Origin of the sequence: Arenicella xantha, from assembly GCF_003315245.1 — a bacterium.
Classification (GTDB): domain Bacteria; phylum Pseudomonadota; class Gammaproteobacteria; order Arenicellales; family Arenicellaceae; genus Arenicella; species Arenicella xantha.
This window is the reverse complement of the sequence record NZ_QNRT01000003.1, coordinates 1-14,779: the sequence shown is the minus strand read 5'-3', so window position 1 is coordinate 14,779 and position 14,779 is coordinate 1. Positions and strand designations below refer to the sequence as shown.

The 14,779-nt window shown below is 42.1% G+C and carries 22 protein-coding genes; 6 read left to right on the top strand and 16 right to left on the bottom strand.

The features are described from left to right. Positions 1-107: 107 nt before the first annotated feature. The 6 genes from DFR28_RS11970 to DFR28_RS11945 all read left to right on the top strand — a co-directional run bounded on the left by DFR28_RS11970 (position 108) and on the right by DFR28_RS11945 (position 4,182). Complete coding sequence (locus DFR28_RS11970; RefSeq protein ID WP_113954608.1) at positions 108-1,148, top strand: NAD(P)/FAD-dependent oxidoreductase; 1,041 nt, start codon at positions 108-110, stop codon at positions 1,146-1,148. Continuing rightward, on the top strand, positions 1,139-1,681 hold the full coding sequence (gene mnmM, locus DFR28_RS11965) for a tRNA 5-(aminomethyl)-2-thiouridylate-methyltransferase MnmM (protein WP_113954607.1): 543 nt from the start codon (positions 1,139-1,141) through the stop codon (positions 1,679-1,681). Before DFR28_RS11970 ends, mnmM begins: the two co-directional genes overlap by 10 nt. A gap of 191 nt (positions 1,682-1,872) precedes the next feature. Then, complete coding sequence (locus DFR28_RS11960; protein WP_113954926.1) at positions 1,873-2,232, top strand: hypothetical protein; 360 nt, start codon at positions 1,873-1,875, stop codon at positions 2,230-2,232. 255 nt (positions 2,233-2,487) lie between these two features. Next, positions 2,488-3,228 carry a BLUF domain-containing protein gene (locus DFR28_RS11955; protein WP_113954606.1) on the top strand — a complete coding sequence of 247 codons (741 nt, stop codon included), beginning with the start codon at positions 2,488-2,490 and terminating at the stop codon, positions 3,226-3,228. A 7-nt stretch (positions 3,229-3,235) separates the two neighbouring features. After that, on the top strand, positions 3,236-3,769 hold the full coding sequence (locus DFR28_RS11950; protein WP_113954605.1) for a GTP-binding protein: 534 nt from the start codon (positions 3,236-3,238) through the stop codon (positions 3,767-3,769). Between the two features lie 14 nt (positions 3,770-3,783). Beyond that, positions 3,784-4,182 (top strand): roadblock/LC7 domain-containing protein, encoded by a 399-nt coding sequence (locus DFR28_RS11945; RefSeq protein ID WP_113954604.1) that lies wholly within the window; start codon positions 3,784-3,786, stop codon positions 4,180-4,182. Between the two features lie 338 nt (positions 4,183-4,520). Here the strand turns inward: DFR28_RS11945 and DFR28_RS11940 are convergent, their stop codons facing one another. The 16 genes from DFR28_RS11940 to DFR28_RS11855 all read right to left on the bottom strand — a co-directional run bounded on the left by DFR28_RS11940 (position 4,521) and on the right by DFR28_RS11855 (position 14,008). After that, positions 4,521-4,910: a hypothetical protein gene (locus tag DFR28_RS11940; protein ID WP_113954603.1), complete on the bottom strand. Its 390-nt coding sequence runs from the start codon at positions 4,908-4,910 to the stop codon at positions 4,521-4,523. A gap of 102 nt (positions 4,911-5,012) precedes the next feature. Further along, on the bottom strand, positions 5,013-5,732 hold the full coding sequence (locus DFR28_RS11935) for an SAM-dependent methyltransferase (protein ID WP_170132080.1): 720 nt from the start codon (positions 5,730-5,732) through the stop codon (positions 5,013-5,015). A 143-nt stretch (positions 5,733-5,875) separates the two neighbouring features. Then, positions 5,876-6,454, bottom strand: coding sequence for a hypothetical protein (locus DFR28_RS11930; protein WP_113954601.1), 579 nt, complete (start codon positions 6,452-6,454; stop codon positions 5,876-5,878). Positions 6,455-6,544: 90 nt separating this feature from the next. Beyond that, positions 6,545-6,982 (bottom strand): SMI1/KNR4 family protein, encoded by a 438-nt coding sequence (locus DFR28_RS11925; protein ID WP_113954600.1) that lies wholly within the window; start codon positions 6,980-6,982, stop codon positions 6,545-6,547. A 500-nt stretch (positions 6,983-7,482) separates the two neighbouring features. Beyond that, on the bottom strand, positions 7,483-7,767 hold the full coding sequence (locus tag DFR28_RS11915; RefSeq protein WP_113954598.1) for a hypothetical protein: 285 nt from the start codon (positions 7,765-7,767) through the stop codon (positions 7,483-7,485). Between the two features lie 59 nt (positions 7,768-7,826). Next, on the bottom strand, positions 7,827-8,249 hold the full coding sequence (locus DFR28_RS11910; protein ID WP_113954597.1) for a hypothetical protein: 423 nt from the start codon (positions 8,247-8,249) through the stop codon (positions 7,827-7,829). Positions 8,250-8,364: 115 nt separating this feature from the next. Further along, complete coding sequence (locus DFR28_RS11905) at positions 8,365-8,742, bottom strand: hypothetical protein (protein WP_113954596.1); 378 nt, start codon at positions 8,740-8,742, stop codon at positions 8,365-8,367. Positions 8,743-8,910: 168 nt separating this feature from the next. Then, positions 8,911-9,330 carry a hypothetical protein gene (locus DFR28_RS11900; protein ID WP_147251016.1) on the bottom strand — a complete coding sequence of 140 codons (420 nt, stop codon included), beginning with the start codon at positions 9,328-9,330 and terminating at the stop codon, positions 8,911-8,913. A gap of 104 nt (positions 9,331-9,434) precedes the next feature. Next, a complete protein-coding gene (locus tag DFR28_RS11895; protein ID WP_113954594.1) occupies positions 9,435-9,836 on the bottom strand; it encodes a hypothetical protein in 402 nt (133 codons plus the stop codon). Between the two features lie 550 nt (positions 9,837-10,386). Then, entirely contained in the window at positions 10,387-10,920 is a 534-nt protein-coding gene (locus DFR28_RS11885) for a hypothetical protein (RefSeq protein ID WP_170132079.1), read from the bottom strand. A 141-nt stretch (positions 10,921-11,061) separates the two neighbouring features. Next, on the bottom strand, positions 11,062-11,343 hold the full coding sequence (locus tag DFR28_RS11880; protein WP_211316984.1) for a hypothetical protein: 282 nt from the start codon (positions 11,341-11,343) through the stop codon (positions 11,062-11,064). Between the two features lie 476 nt (positions 11,344-11,819). Beyond that, the gene (locus tag DFR28_RS11875; protein WP_147251014.1) at positions 11,820-12,242 is read right to left on the bottom strand and encodes a hypothetical protein; all 423 of its coding nucleotides are present in this window, start codon (positions 12,240-12,242) and stop codon (positions 11,820-11,822) included. A 176-nt stretch (positions 12,243-12,418) separates the two neighbouring features. Continuing rightward, positions 12,419-12,727 carry a DUF1272 domain-containing protein gene (locus tag DFR28_RS20075; protein WP_113954589.1) on the bottom strand — a complete coding sequence of 103 codons (309 nt, stop codon included), beginning with the start codon at positions 12,725-12,727 and terminating at the stop codon, positions 12,419-12,421. 103 nt (positions 12,728-12,830) lie between these two features. Next, a complete protein-coding gene (locus DFR28_RS11865; RefSeq protein ID WP_113954588.1) occupies positions 12,831-13,217 on the bottom strand; it encodes a hypothetical protein in 387 nt (128 codons plus the stop codon). Positions 13,218-13,338: 121 nt separating this feature from the next. Continuing rightward, complete coding sequence (locus DFR28_RS11860) at positions 13,339-13,542, bottom strand: hypothetical protein (protein ID WP_113954587.1); 204 nt, start codon at positions 13,540-13,542, stop codon at positions 13,339-13,341. A gap of 106 nt (positions 13,543-13,648) precedes the next feature. Next, positions 13,649-14,008: a hypothetical protein gene (locus DFR28_RS11855; protein ID WP_113954586.1), complete on the bottom strand. Its 360-nt coding sequence runs from the start codon at positions 14,006-14,008 to the stop codon at positions 13,649-13,651. Positions 14,009-14,779 lie beyond the last annotated feature (771 nt).

Below are 14,779 nucleotides of genomic sequence, written 5' to 3'. Positions count from 1 at the left end.
ATTGTCTGCTTTCTTCCACCCATTGAAAGAGTGCAATTGTTATACTTGCCGATCATTTGAAAAGACTACCACAAACCTTTTACTTTTAGATTACCCTCGGTGACCCCATGCCTCAGGCACAGACTGATTTTTTACTGATTGGCCAAGGTATAGCGGGGTCGATATTGGCATTTAGCCTACTCCGAGCAGGCTACTCGGTGCGTGTCATTGATAACCACCACAAAGGAAGCGCCAGTCAAGTTGCCGCAGGCATCATCAACCCAGTTACTGGCCACCGACTCAATATTACCGACAGATTCGAGGAATACTCAAAGTACGCCGAACACTGGTATACCTCTCTAGAACAGGAGCTCGGTGCCGTCTTCTACCGGCCTATCAAGCAACAAAGGCTAATCAAAAATGCTGGTCAGGCGAGCTATTTTACACAGCGCTTAACGCAAGCAGACTACCAAACAATATTAAGCCGATCATCCCAATCACCATTTTCTGATAATGCCTTGGCGTGTGCCGATGTAGCACGTACCGCTGTAGTTGATACTGTGGCAATGGTAGCCTCAGTGAAGCAAGCCTTATTGGCTAGAGCGGTGTATCACAGCGAGCACTTCGACTACTCAAAGCTGAGCATCACAGAACACCAATGCCACTACCAAGATTGGCAAGCTAAACACATTATTTTCTGCGAAGGATACCAGGCCATTAATAACCCTTGGCTCAAAGACCTACCCTTCAAACTAGCTAAAGGCGAGATCATCACGGTTAAAACCGAACAACCAAACGACCGCATGCTGAGTTGGGGGAACTGGTTAGTTCCCGCGGCTGACAAGCCAAACTACGCCAAACTCGGGGCTAACTATGCATGGAATGATGTAAGTCTGGAGACTGACCCGGCGATCCAACAAAGCTTGCTTGACAGCCTCTCACTACACACCGGACAAACCGCTAGCGTGGTGCAGCATCAAGTTGGTATACGACCAACCACCGCGCAACGCCAACCGTTTATTGGGCCGTTGACAAACTTACCAAACACCTATTGCTTTAACGGGTTCGGCAGCAAAGGTTGTTTAACTATTCCGTATTATGCTGCCACGCTTTGTGAGCACCTGCAGCACGGCACGGAATTGTCCAAGGAGCTCAGCCAATGGCTTTAACCGATATCGCTCATCAGAGTATTCTCGATCATTTTCTGCCAGGTACTCTTAGGCAATCAGTCGATGCTACCTGTGGCAACGGACACGACACATTATTCTTAGCGCAGCACACTCAGCATCGAGTATGGGCCTTTGATGTTCAAGCGAAGGCGATTTCGGCAACGCGTCAACGCCTCGAAGCAGCTGGATTTGATCATGTCCAATTAGTTAATGACGGCCATCAGCAACTAGCCAACCACGTAGACGGAGAAGTTGATTGCGTAATGTTCAATTTCGGCTATCTGCCGAGCGCAGATAAAACGCTGACAACACAAGCTGAATCAAGCCTGCTAGCACTGAATGCGGCCCTCACCAAGCTGTCTGCACATGGCGTTATGACGCTACTGTGCTACCCCGGCCATCCAGCCGGCGAGGCTGAAACCCTCGCCATTCGAGCGTGGTTGCAGCAGCTGCCAAAGGATATTTTGATTAACACACACCTCTCGCGTAATCCCAGCACTTCGACACCCGTGTTATATGTGCTTAACACCTAAATCGAAACTCACCGACAAGTCAAACTCCTGCTTTTCAAACTAATTGCAAACAATTGAAAACACAGCGGAAATCCATACCCATTGGCACCTAGGTTACTAGACAAAGTCCGTTCTCGGTGTAGAATGCTTGCTTCTCGTATATTGACACTCCGTCAATATAGCTAGATTAACTTTAAAAATGGGTGGAAATTGTGGCAAATATTAATGATAGCTTAGCTGAACTATTGAACATTGACGGTGCGCTTGGTGCATGCATCGTAGACTATACATCTGGCATGGCTTTAGGCACAGCAGGCAGTGGCGTTGACCTTGAGTTAGCGGCGGCAGGTAATTCTGAAGTAGTGAAAGCCAAAATAGCGACCATGAAGTCGTTAGGTATTACAGGCGACATCACTGACATTTTGATTACTCTTGACACGCAAATGCACATCATTCGCCCAACAGTTAATCACAAAGGTCTATTCATCTACCTAGTACTTGACACAGCCAAGGCTAATTTAGCACTTGCACGTCGCAAAGTTCAAAACATCGAAGACAGTTTAGAAGTTTAATAAAGAGCAGTCGAGTCGTGAGTTTAGCTGGATTCGTATAGCCAAACTCACGATTCAAGAATACTTGTACTATAGATGAACGGTCGACTCGTTCAAGGTTGATAGAACCGGCCAACCCTACGTCATTCTAAGCACTACAAATATCCGATTGGATGGACGCCAAGACTTCATTCTGGGCCGGGCCATCATTGTAAATAGCCAGTAAGCTCATGCAGTCAGTGCTGCACAGAACGGGGTCACACAAGGGGTAGGAAAATGAAATGCATCGCCTATATAAGCGAGGTAATCGCGCGAAAAAATGGAGCGACATTGCCAGTCGGCTTGTCGAATATTTTCAGCACCGCAAGAAAGAAAAATGCTGAATTGAAGGTAACCGGCATACTGTCTTATCGACTAGGCCGCTACATTCAAGTCATTGAAGGCGAAGCCAGTAGTGTTGATCAACTGTTTAACAGCATACGCTTAGATAAACGGCACTCCAACGTTAGAGTTATACTGGACACCAAAGTTACCTCTCGATCATTTCCTGAATGGGATATGAAGTTAGCTGAGAACATCTCTAAAGTGCCAGAGTTCAAGCGTTTTTTGAGCAAACATGCCAGCACCTTGAACACCTTAGCGAAAGAAGACCGAGAATTGCTTCAAATATTTCTCGACTCCCCACAGGGTCGGAATACCCCGAGTGCAACGCAACAGCCTACTTTTGAAGGATTAGCGCTGCAACTTTCGGCTTGGCCGGACTTTAATCACGTAGGGCAATCCCCGATGGTTTATGAGCTTTGCGCTCAACTCATTCGACATTCTGTGCCATATAGCGAGCTTGTGAAAAATAAACAATTAGGCTCAAAGGCCGAGTTAGACAAGCTTCTCGGAACCCTTTATTCCTTAGATATTTTAACTGCATCCAAAATTCAAGGCGACCACCAGTCCGATCGCACGACTGCGACCAATGGCGGCTTTTACGCAAAAATGCGATCATTTTTGAGATTAACCTAGAGGCAGCATGGACTATAAAAAGCTAGCAATAATCGGTGAAGTCGGTGCCGGGAAATCGCGTTTAATTAAAACATTAAGCGAGATCAGCCCAGTAGAGACCGAGGTCGAATCAAGCATTGATATCGGCAAAAAATACACCACGGTGGGCATCGATTACGGCCGCATTAAGCTGACTGATGACACTGCACTTGGCTTGTACGGTGTGCCCGGACAACAGCGCTTTTCCTTTTTATGGGAAACCGTAAATAAAGGACTTTGGGGCATTTTGATCTTGGTAAAATACGGTGAAACCCCAAATTATGACGACTTTGATCATCTCCTTTCATTCTTTGCCCCGAATGAAAACAACACCACCTGTGTCGTCGGCGTAACACACTGTGAACAAGCGGAAAATTCTGATCTAGTTGCGCTCAATTGCGAAATACGCGCTATCCTTGACCACAACAAATTGGTAAGCCCGATCATTAACGTTGACCCTCGTAACAAAGAATCAGCGCTATCGGTATTGCATATGTTTAACGCTATTAACTACCAAACTTAATCATAAAAAAGACCATGCCAAACAATCAGGTTCCAGTTAAACCAGAGCTTATTAGTGAAATAAGAACGCTCTGTGAAACCAATAAAGAAATCTTTGTAGTGAGCCTATGCACCACAGATGGATTCTCGATTAAGTCGTTTGCATCAAAAAGCCTCGCCGCCGAAGCAGATAAACTCGCGGCCATGAGCAGTACAATTTGCGCGCTGAGCGACGCAACATCGAATCAAGTGTTAACGGACCAATTTGACGTCACAATTGTTGAATCTAAATCTGGTAACGTGCTATTTGTTCGAACGCAATATCTCGACAAACCTTGCGTGCTAATGATTGCTGCGCGGTCGGAAATGGCGCTGGCCAATGTTCGCTACAGAACCATAAAACTCGCCGAGAGCATCGCCAGCATTGCTGCATAGCCCAAACCTTGCAAAGCAAGCGATTGAGGCCAGTTTTGTTAGTACCAGACTTTCAGTGGCAGCTCTGCCTGCTGCTGGTGAGGCGCGGTATCATAGCGAGCACTAGCACATGAGCTGTCGTTACAAAATTCCAACTGCACCGCAACTCCGTCATTGACCACCGTCAGCTTCGCAATATCGATTATCGCTTGCTGCCATTGCTCATGATATCAGCGCCTATATCTGGAACATTGCCAGACACACCGCACTGCCCGCGACCGACCTCAAACAACGAAGGAGACTCAACACAAGCAGAACCAACAACGAATAGGCGTCCAGCTCATTTTCAAACTCCTCTCTTATTCAGATTCAACATTATCTTTACCAGATAATATGTAAGAAGCAAAGTTATCAAATGATTCTTGATCTTTGACCGAGTGCGACAATAGCTCTCTAGTTTCATCATCCGAAATAGAATCAATAAATGACCACACAACAAAAATACTATTTCTGATCAGTTCAGATTTGTTTGGCTTATGGCTAGCCAATACTTTTTCTATATAGCTATATAAGCAATTACCTAATACTGATGATTCAATAAATTCTATATTAGCCTCTGAAATTGAAATTATTTCTGAAGCTACTTCTGTAGTTAAATGCGTTGATTCATCCGAGCCATTCAACTCTATCTCAGATGTACACAATGTCGAAAACTCTGAAATTTTCGATGTGAAATCTTCTCTATTCATACTTACACTCTCCTAATGTTAATGCTTGTATAACCGGCTTATTTTGGGGTGCGAAGCAACGGAAAAATAAATCCGCGTTTATACACTGGTGAGATTCTCGCATTACAAAGGCGTCATATATAGATAAAAACCAAAACCCATTGTTGTTCTTCCGAATTTTCGATAATTATGATTCCATTCCCGCACTTTTTCCAACTTCTCTTTAGCCATCTCATTATCAGGATCAGCAATAACTTTATACTCTGCTTCCATTCGAAAACACCACTCAAAATGATCCCATTCGTCTTGAGAGCTGGTTGTTGCATAAAGAGGAATGAACCCAAGAGATTCCGCTTGCTGTATATTCTGTTCGTGGGTGTTATAAATTCCGACTGGCTCGCCGATAAAATCCAGATACTCCCTTTTTGGAGGTTGTTTCCAGTATCCTTCACCAACTAATATAAGACCTCTCGGTTTTAATAATTCATTCATTTCTTTTAAGGCATTTACATAGGTCGCTTCACCTTGCCCAAAGGCGTGACTTGAACCTACACATACAGCAAGATCATAACTATTTTTTTCTAATGATGTTTTTCGCACATCATCTGATAAAAAATGAAGTCTATCACCCAAGTCATATTGCCTTACTTTTTGTTCCGCACGCTGTATACATGATTGGTCAATATCTATACCTAAACAATCAGCGCCAGACGCTTGCTGAATAAGAGTAAGCAACTCGCCTTCTCCACACCCTATATCAATAACTTTACATGTGGAATTCAATTCCAGAATACTTATTAATAGGTGTACTTTTTCGCTACTAACAGGACAATTAAATAACACGCTTACTCCAAGGCTAATTCGAAAGACTAACGCTAAGCTCACCTGCACATAATGTGGAGAGCGTTTTTGTGTGATAATGGAGCGCAGCGACAGACACAAAAACGAACGTAGCAGTATGTGTCAGCGTACAGCTTTTTGTTAGGCTAATAATCAGCCGAAAACTCTTTCAAGAGAACCTCTACATTTGCGGGCTCACCTTCTTTTATTTTTCTCAAATGTACTTCCGCACACACATTTTTATTTTTGTAAGGTTTACGTTCAGTGTACCTACCACAAACCTTAAAATGACCATATTGTAAAGTACTAAAGTCTATCGTTTTAACAGATGAGGTGAAACATTCACTATGAAAACGAGCCCCATCTATTACTTTTAAACCATCAATAGTGACCTGTAATGCTCCTCTTTCTTCACCGCCACATTCACCTCTAGCCTCAGGCTTACGATAGTTGAGCTCCACTTCAATTATTTTATCGTTAACAGTGCATGATTTTTTCAGGGGATTATTCCAGCCAACATAGTGAAGGGTTGATTGTTTTTCGATAGCCTCAACCACTTCAGTTTCTTTTTTGTAAGCGCCAATGTTATAAAAACCTTCTGCAGACACTCTTAAATAATTTGCTTCTGGAATACAAGTAAACTCAACAAACGGGAAATATTCGTCCGCAAAGCTTGGTTTAATAATCAACAACAATAACGTCGTCAAAAAAATTCTTCTTTTCATTTTTACTCCTAGAGTGTCTAACGCCAAGTTAACGGGCACGCGTTTTTTGCGCGTCCGAACGAACGCAGTGAGTGACAGTTTTGTGCCTTGTTAAGGTTCTCTTTGATCATTACCATTTTCGTCCATAAGCATCATTTCCCTAAAAAATGATTTAATTGTTCCGTTATGAACAAATTCCTCCATACATTCATGATCAAGTAATACTGGAGTAAAACCAGTATCAATATTAAAGGCATACAAATTACCAGTAAAGTCATCACCAATAACTAAGTAGTTAACTCCTTTTGTTTCGTACCACGAATAGTCAGTATCCTCATGACACAATGTGGGCATACCATAGATCATATATTGATCTTCTCTTGCAGAGCCCGCACCAACCTCCATTAGATATGCTAAATATTCTTTAGGTATTAATGGATATTTAGCTTCAATAACTACACATTCATCTTTAGATAATAAATCACGTATATTATTTGTATCTAGTTTATCTTCAACTTTCTGTAGAAACTGTATTTCTTGTTCATACATCGACTACAACCTTAACGCCTTTGCAAGGGGCAGCGCGCTTTATCGCCGTCCCGCGCAGTGAGTGAAACGAACGGAGCAAACTTTGCAAACTTGTTAGGTGATCGCGTATTTGTATTCACTTTTTTGGGGCACCAAAGATCATAACTACTCCTGAAATTATCGGTACTATACTTAAAAAGAAGACCGTTCTACCCGCCGGTAGCCAACCAGATAACCCGGGGTATGAGTAACCTTCATTTCCAGTGATACCTTTGATCCATAACTCAGATCTAGCAGCACCAGGCGGCATCAAATTTTGCTGAAGAAAAACGTATGTAAGCCCTGCTAAACCCAACGGTAGTAAAGTTAACCCTATGGTCTTTCTATTCATAGATTTAAAGATTCACCTAACGCCTTGCCAAGGGGCGGAGCGGAGCGAACGTCCCGCGGAACTACGTCGTTTGCAGCGGAGTGAACTTTGACAACTTGTTATGTGGTTTTAGTTTACTCATACCTTTAGATCATCCGTGGAACCAACTGTCATTTTCCGCTGACCACTCTCTGGATTTTTTACGCTCCGCTGTTGATAAGGTTTCAGCTCTGTCAATACGACGGAAGCTCCATACAAGGATCGCACCAACTATTGGCACAAGCCAAACAAACAGAATTTTGTATAACTTCTGGCTACCTAAATATTCAGGAGAATTTAATGCTACAGCAATACTCACAATTAGGTTTAGTGTAAGAACTAACGCTAACCCACTCCATAGAAGGACTTCAATTGTCATAAATTTAGTAACCCACATAACGCCTCAAAAACAGGCGTGCGAATAGCACGTCCAAGCCGCAGGCGTTGTTTGACTTGTTATGAATCTTCTTCACCAAAATCGATGTCCACATGCGCGCCACGTATTGTGATTGAACCATTTTCACATAGAGGCTTTTCCTGATAAGACTTTACGGTAATAGGGTTTCCCTCTGGCGCTATGCTGACCGAAACCAAATCCATTTTATTCTTAGATTTTTCAAAGCTGAATTCTTCACCAAATATCCAGCCCCAATTTGGAACGACACCTAATTCAATTTCATTGATCTCCTGAAATGCCTTGAGCTCATTTAGATCAGCTGGCCAACGTTTAAGACCACAACTAAATTTAGCTGACAACATAAGAACAAAAGTGTGCTGATTTGGCATGTCCGTTGGAATTGGTTTAACGATTTCATCAGCTTTAACGGCTATGATTAATGAAAAAGCTAAGAGAGTTGCTAGCATCAAATATTTATTCATGTATTCATAACGCCTTTGTCAGCCGCGTTTTGGTTGTAGTTGATTTTTGTGTAAAAATGGCCGAAGGCCATGCACAAAAAGAAGCGTAGACCAAAACGTCGGCTGGACAAAATTGTTATGTGCCTACGCGGATATTTTGAAAAAATGCCAATAGTGCCATGCCAATTACGTATGAAATAGAGTACGTTAAAAATGCCGATATTGCACCATAGGGCAGCCAATTTAACCAATTAATAGCACCACCACAATGGAACTCGCATTGCGGGTTATGGCCCCAAGTAATGTACAGAATGACGCCTGACACAGATAAGGATAGTGCTGCTGCCATTACCAGAACGGCCGTTGCTCCAACCCCAAACTTAGATTTGATAAACGTTTGCCATTTTCCACAATTCCGTTCACCTATAAAGTGTAGAAATAAAAATACTACGAGTAAAAAATATAGAGAGATTTCTCCAGAAATAAAAATTACGGCCGATAGAATAAGCGGCATAAATATGAAATTTATCCAATAGCTAACCACTTGAAAACCTCTCGGACTGACAGCACATAACGCCCGGCTCTCACCAGCGCCCGAACCGGAGAGGCTTTTGTGGTAAAGTGTAGCGCAGCGAAACCCACAAAAGCAGCGTAGGTTTGGGCGTCTGCATGGAGCCGTTTGTTATGGTTTTGCCCCTTTCTTAATATAAGCCTCATACTTTAACAAAATACCCGGCTGATGCTCTAGGTAGGTTACTCTTGCAGTAGTTGTAATCGAATACAAACATGCTGAGCATACAAAGCTATCGTAGTGACTTTTGGTCCCCTTAAAGGGGTCATTTTTCAGATTATCAATTATACTTTCCTGCTTTAATAAAGCTTCAGCTTCAGACGAATGGCAAGATTTACTCAAAGTAAACCGCGGATAATAAACTTCATCAGCTGACCAGCGCTCGCCTTTGATTCGCTTAATCGATTGTGACTTTTCGTCCGTGCCTATAGATTCGTATCCCCATTTATATAGAACCACTTCGGGGACAATTACCTCTGCTCCACTCACTGCAGGTATTATTAATGATATTAGAAAAAGTAGTTTATTCATAAGACCATAACGCTAAGCCAACGGGCGCCACGACAGTGGCGTCCGAGCGCTAAAAGCGTGATAGTTTGGTGCCTTGTTATGACTCATATTCACCGAGGTTTTCCCTATAAATAACTCAGCTCATGATCAAACAAATTTTCTTTACTCCAATCTTCAAACTCTTTGGTTTTTAGCCTCCTAGGTTTCTTCCAGTTTTTCTTCTTCAAATAGTGCCATGTATATTCTTTGATATACCCGGCTTTATTAACAGAAACTAATTCATCAAGGCTCTTGTTTGATTCAGCCTGACCCTTTTGTCGTAACTCTTCCCATACTTCGGCTATAGATTCAATAGCGTAAGCCTCTCTCTCATATGGATCTGCTGATTCACCATTGGCCTTGGCCAAGCCATAAATCATTCTAGCGGTTAGCAAGGCATCAGAAGCTCGCTCTTTAGCAAAACTATCTAGAGAAATACCAAAACTAAACAATATGAATATTAAAATAGTTAAAACAATATTTTTCATAGATTGGGCTCTCTGTAGTCATAACGCCGTGCCAAGGGGCGGAGCGGAGCGACGTCCCGCGGAATGAGCGCAGCGAATGGAGTTATACTTTGGCGCCTTGTTATGTGTTTGACTTGGTACATTTATTTATTGATTTTTTTGGGTGAGTTGAAAAATTTAGTTTTTCACCTGAGTAAACAAAGAAGCTCGCGGCCTTTTTAGTGCTTAGTACGAACGCTCCATCTTGATCTGTTTTAGTTTCTCCTAGTTTTACCGGAAGATGAAACGGAATCAATTGATTCTTCCATGCCTCAACAGCGGCACTTAATACTGGCTCATTCTGGCAAGATGTAACTGAACCAATATATGTCTTCTGAGTGGCGCAACCACTTGTGATGAACACTATAAATATAACTAGGAGCAAATTCTTCATTCGTTTTTACACATAACGCATTGCTCTGCGCCACAAAATAGTTGGCACCTTTGTTGCTGAGCGCCAGCGAACGCAGGAAAGGTGCCAACTATTTTGTGTCCGTAGCAGCAACTTGTTATACATTTGTTTGGCATAACTCTATGACTGTACGTATAGATTTACAGAAACTATACCGTTTTCATCTTTGTATATATGCGCACCATCCAAGACTAGATCACCTAGATCGTGGCCCCAAATCTGATATTTTCCGTCGGTGGTATTTCTATTAATTAAGCCCATTTCCTCCATCCTTTTTTCTACTGGGATTATAGATATTTTGGTGGTCGCCTCCTCCTCTTCATACACCATCTTATACAACTCTGATATTTTATCCACCAATTCTAACCGAGTAAAACCACCTTCCGAGTGCACCTTAAATACCGAAGGAGAATTCAACGGGTATGTAATAGAGATCTCAACCTCAGAACTAACAACGACGATTTCACCAGACGATTTTAAGTTTTCTCGTTGATCGGCAAAGGTTCCAATATGTACGTTTTCACTACGTCCATCCAATTTTATTTCGAATTCGATTTCATAAGAATCGAGGAATACCGCGCTTATATAGTCTTTGTACAAAAAACTCATAAACGAAGCGAGTAAAATCATTGCTATTGAAAGATAGTATCTCAATCGTACGGTCCTATTGTTGTATAACGCCTTTGTAACAGGCATTTTCTTGCGAAACGTAGTTTTGGAGTAAAGTGGCGCAGCCACTCCAAAACGAAGAGTAGCAAAAAATGTCCTGTTCACAAACTTGTTATATGAAACCTACTATATCGGCAAAAAGTTCGGTACAACTGCAGCAGGAAATACTGCAACGACACTAGCTACAAGCAGTTTGAATAAAGAAGTAAGAACCTGCTGCCTTTTAACCAGAGCGACCAAACCAAATAACACGCATGCCATATAGAATGCTATTGAGGTATAGAGTATTGAGCCCACAAAATACAAAAATACTTCTGGTGAACTACGACCCACCAAGCCACCTATGCCAATATATATCAACATCGCAATTGCAATAATAAATACCTCCATATACAGCATTCTGCTCATTGCTAAATAATACGATTTTGGCCACATATTCAAATTTAGCTACTCATATAACGCCCTTAAAACGGGCGCGCGTCTTCTGCGCGTCCGAGCACACGAAGTGTACTGTCGTTTTTGAGCTTGTTATATTTTTTCAAGACGTTTAGTTAATTTATTTGTTGCCCATAAGATCAAGCAACACACTATCGTGAAAGTTCCCAGAACCACTATATATTCAGTAATGGTGAGCTCTATTTCGATACGCGTTCCAGCAGCAGACTCGCAGTAACTGTAGCCGGAATACGTGCCATCGAGTTCTAAACACTTTCCCTTTCTAATATAGGTAAATAGACTCGTACCAACAAAAAATATTGCAGCTCCCGCAAGTAAACCAAGAGTATTTCTCCAGAATTTAGACATGATAAATATAACGCCAAGCCAAGGGGCGGCGCAGAGCGACGTCCCGCGGAGCCGAAGGCGGAGTGTACTTTGGCAACTTGTTAGTTTTCATTTAGAAACATGCTTTGTCCCAACAGATATTTCCTCTCTACTAACTGGATGTAAAACAAAAATCCACAGCAACTATAGTCCATTGCTTGTTTATGTTCTCCAAATAGGAAGATTCTGATTTTTTTAATATTTTTTAAGTCTTTTATTGAGTAAATCTTCCATCCCCATGTTCGTTCTAGGTTACTACCAAAATAAATCGGAGATTTAGCAAATTTTGTGAGCCAGTACTTCTCGATGCTAGTAATGGAAGCTACTCGTTTTACTTCACCATGCTTTTTTGCGTAAAGTAAATCTACACAACAATTGAAACCATTCGGATGTGCTTGTGATAATAGAAATTTAGGACTTTTTTGTTCGCCATCGCTATGAAATCCGAAAACAATATTCCCTCCGAATAGTACTATTTTAGTCATAACAACCAAATAATAGTATTGCCCCTCAAGATAAATTTCGAGAAGGTCATTAGGCCGTTGATGAATCACGTAAAACTAACGCTTGTGTATGGGGCGGCTGGAGCGCAGCGTAAGCCGTCCCAGCACGCGCTTTTTGCGTGCGAACATGACACACTTGTTATATGTTGTTAATCGCACTATCGGTTCTCTGGTTTAATGTCTTTAACGGCATTAGAAAAATCAGTTATTTCAGCCGCAGTGTACTTTGTATTTACCCTAGACATTGAAGCGGGTTGATGCAAAAGACTTACGCCAACTCTACGCTCCTTTTTTGGACGTATTGGCCGAGGAGAAAACCCACCACCACAATTTGGGCAAACGTTCATTAGCAAGTTGCTGACGCAATTAGAACAAAAAGTACATTCATAAGTACATATACAAGCTTCAGTTGATTCTGGAGGAAGATCTTTATCACAGCTTTCACAGTTGGGGCGAAGTTCTAACATAGATTAAGATCTCCTTAGCTTTTCGGACATATAACGCCCTTAAAACGGGCGCGCGTTTTCTGCGCGTCCAAGTGAACGCAGTGAGCGAAAGTTTTTGAGCTTGTTAAGTGCTCTTGCTGAAAATTGCACTGACGGCCCCACCTAAAACTAAGAAGACTGCGATTGAGCCAAAAAAAGCACTAACCATGCTTAAGCTCTCGAATATTGCTCCATTATAATCTCTTAACAATGTTGGAATGCTGATCCCCGCACATAAGCAAAGAAAAAATGCGTAGCCAGCATGCCTATCTTCTTCCTTGTTGGACTTACTTATTGAGTACATACCGATAAAAAAACCCGCTAAACCCCCAAAAATTATAATGGAATAAATCGTATTTGGGTTGAAGGCGATTTTTGATAAGCCTGGAATACTTGATGAGCTTTGGACATATCCAAAAATTGTCCCTGCCAGCGCACTCAGAAAAATTTTTAATCTAGAATTTATCTTCATGGTTTGATGCACTTAACGCTAAGCCAAGGGGCGGCGCGAAGCAGCCGTCCCGCGGAGCCAACTTGTTGGCGGAGTGAACTTTGACGCCTTGTTATATGTTTTTACTAGAAACACTTTTGAGCTATTCCTCGATGATTTTTTTAACTTTTAAAACAGCTTTTTGTTTTCTCCAAGTTCCACTTGGCCAGCTGCCTTCTTGAACTTTTCCCTTTGGAATTGGTCGATCTTGGTCTTCAAAAAAGCCTTCTGAGTAATGATTATATTTCCACGATTTCGAATTTGAATCGAATCGTTCCCATAATGTTATTTCTATAGACTCAGGCATCGGTTTCAATACTCATGTTTGTTGACACATATAACGCCAAGCCAAGGGGCGCGTTGTAAACGCGTCCCGCGGAGCAGCTTGCTGCGGAGTGAACTTTGGGTTCTTGTTATGAATCTTTATTACTCTTACATTCATTGGCTATTTCTTGAACTCTATTCTGACTAAAAATTTCTATGGCTTGTTCAGCACTCTGGACTGCAAAGCGATCAGAGTCGGTGCTTTCATACCGCTTAACTATTTCTGCAGCAGCAGGAAGGCTCTTTGCCTTAAATGCAGCAAGTTTCGCGATATAACAACGAGTATCTATTCCGGGTTCTAAGCTCTCAGAAAGCCTTCTCAACTCCCAAGCAGAATTAATTACGTTTGCCGTATTAAGACTACCTTCTGTTTGACGTTCATTCCAATCTTGAGATTTTGCTGAAGAAGAAACTACGATAAGGAAAATGGGAATAAGAACTTTAAACATTATTGATCTCCTTGTATTCATAACGCTAAGCCAAGGGGCGGCGCGTAGCAGCCGTCCCGCGGAGCCAGCTCGCTGGCGGAGTGAACTTTGACGCCTTGTTAGGTGGTGTGACTTTTTCGATGACTTGATGCACTTCCTTTTGCCTCCACAGAACAAAACCATTTCTTTCGTTTACTCAACCAGACTATCAGAATTCGTTTAGTGATAAAAATGCTGTTCGACCAAAACGATATAAATACTTAACTTACAACGATGAATCAGTTTTTCAGACTGCCTCACTCATGGAAATTTGCACCAACGAAACACTTCTTATCAACGACTGGTTTAGCTAAATAGACAGGACACACCTAACGCTAAGCCAAGGGGCGGCGCGAAGCAGCCGTCCCGCGCAGCCAACTTGTTGGCGGAGTGAACTTTGACGCCTTGTTAGGTGGTGTGACTTTTTCGATGACTTGATGCACTTCCTTTTGCCTCCATAGAACAAAACCATTTATATCATATACTAAGCCAGACTATCAGAATTCGTTTAGTGGTAAAAATGCTGTTCGACCAAAACGATATAAATACTTAACTTACAACGATGAACCAGTTTTCTAGGCTGCCTCACACCAGAAAGTTTGCACCAACGAAACACTTCTTATCAACGACCGTTTTAGCTAAACAGACAGAACACACCTAACGCCTTGCCAAGGGGCGCGTTGAAAACGCGTCCCGCGGAGCAGCTTGCTGCGGAGTGAACTTTGACAACTTGTTATGCATTTTTTACTCTAG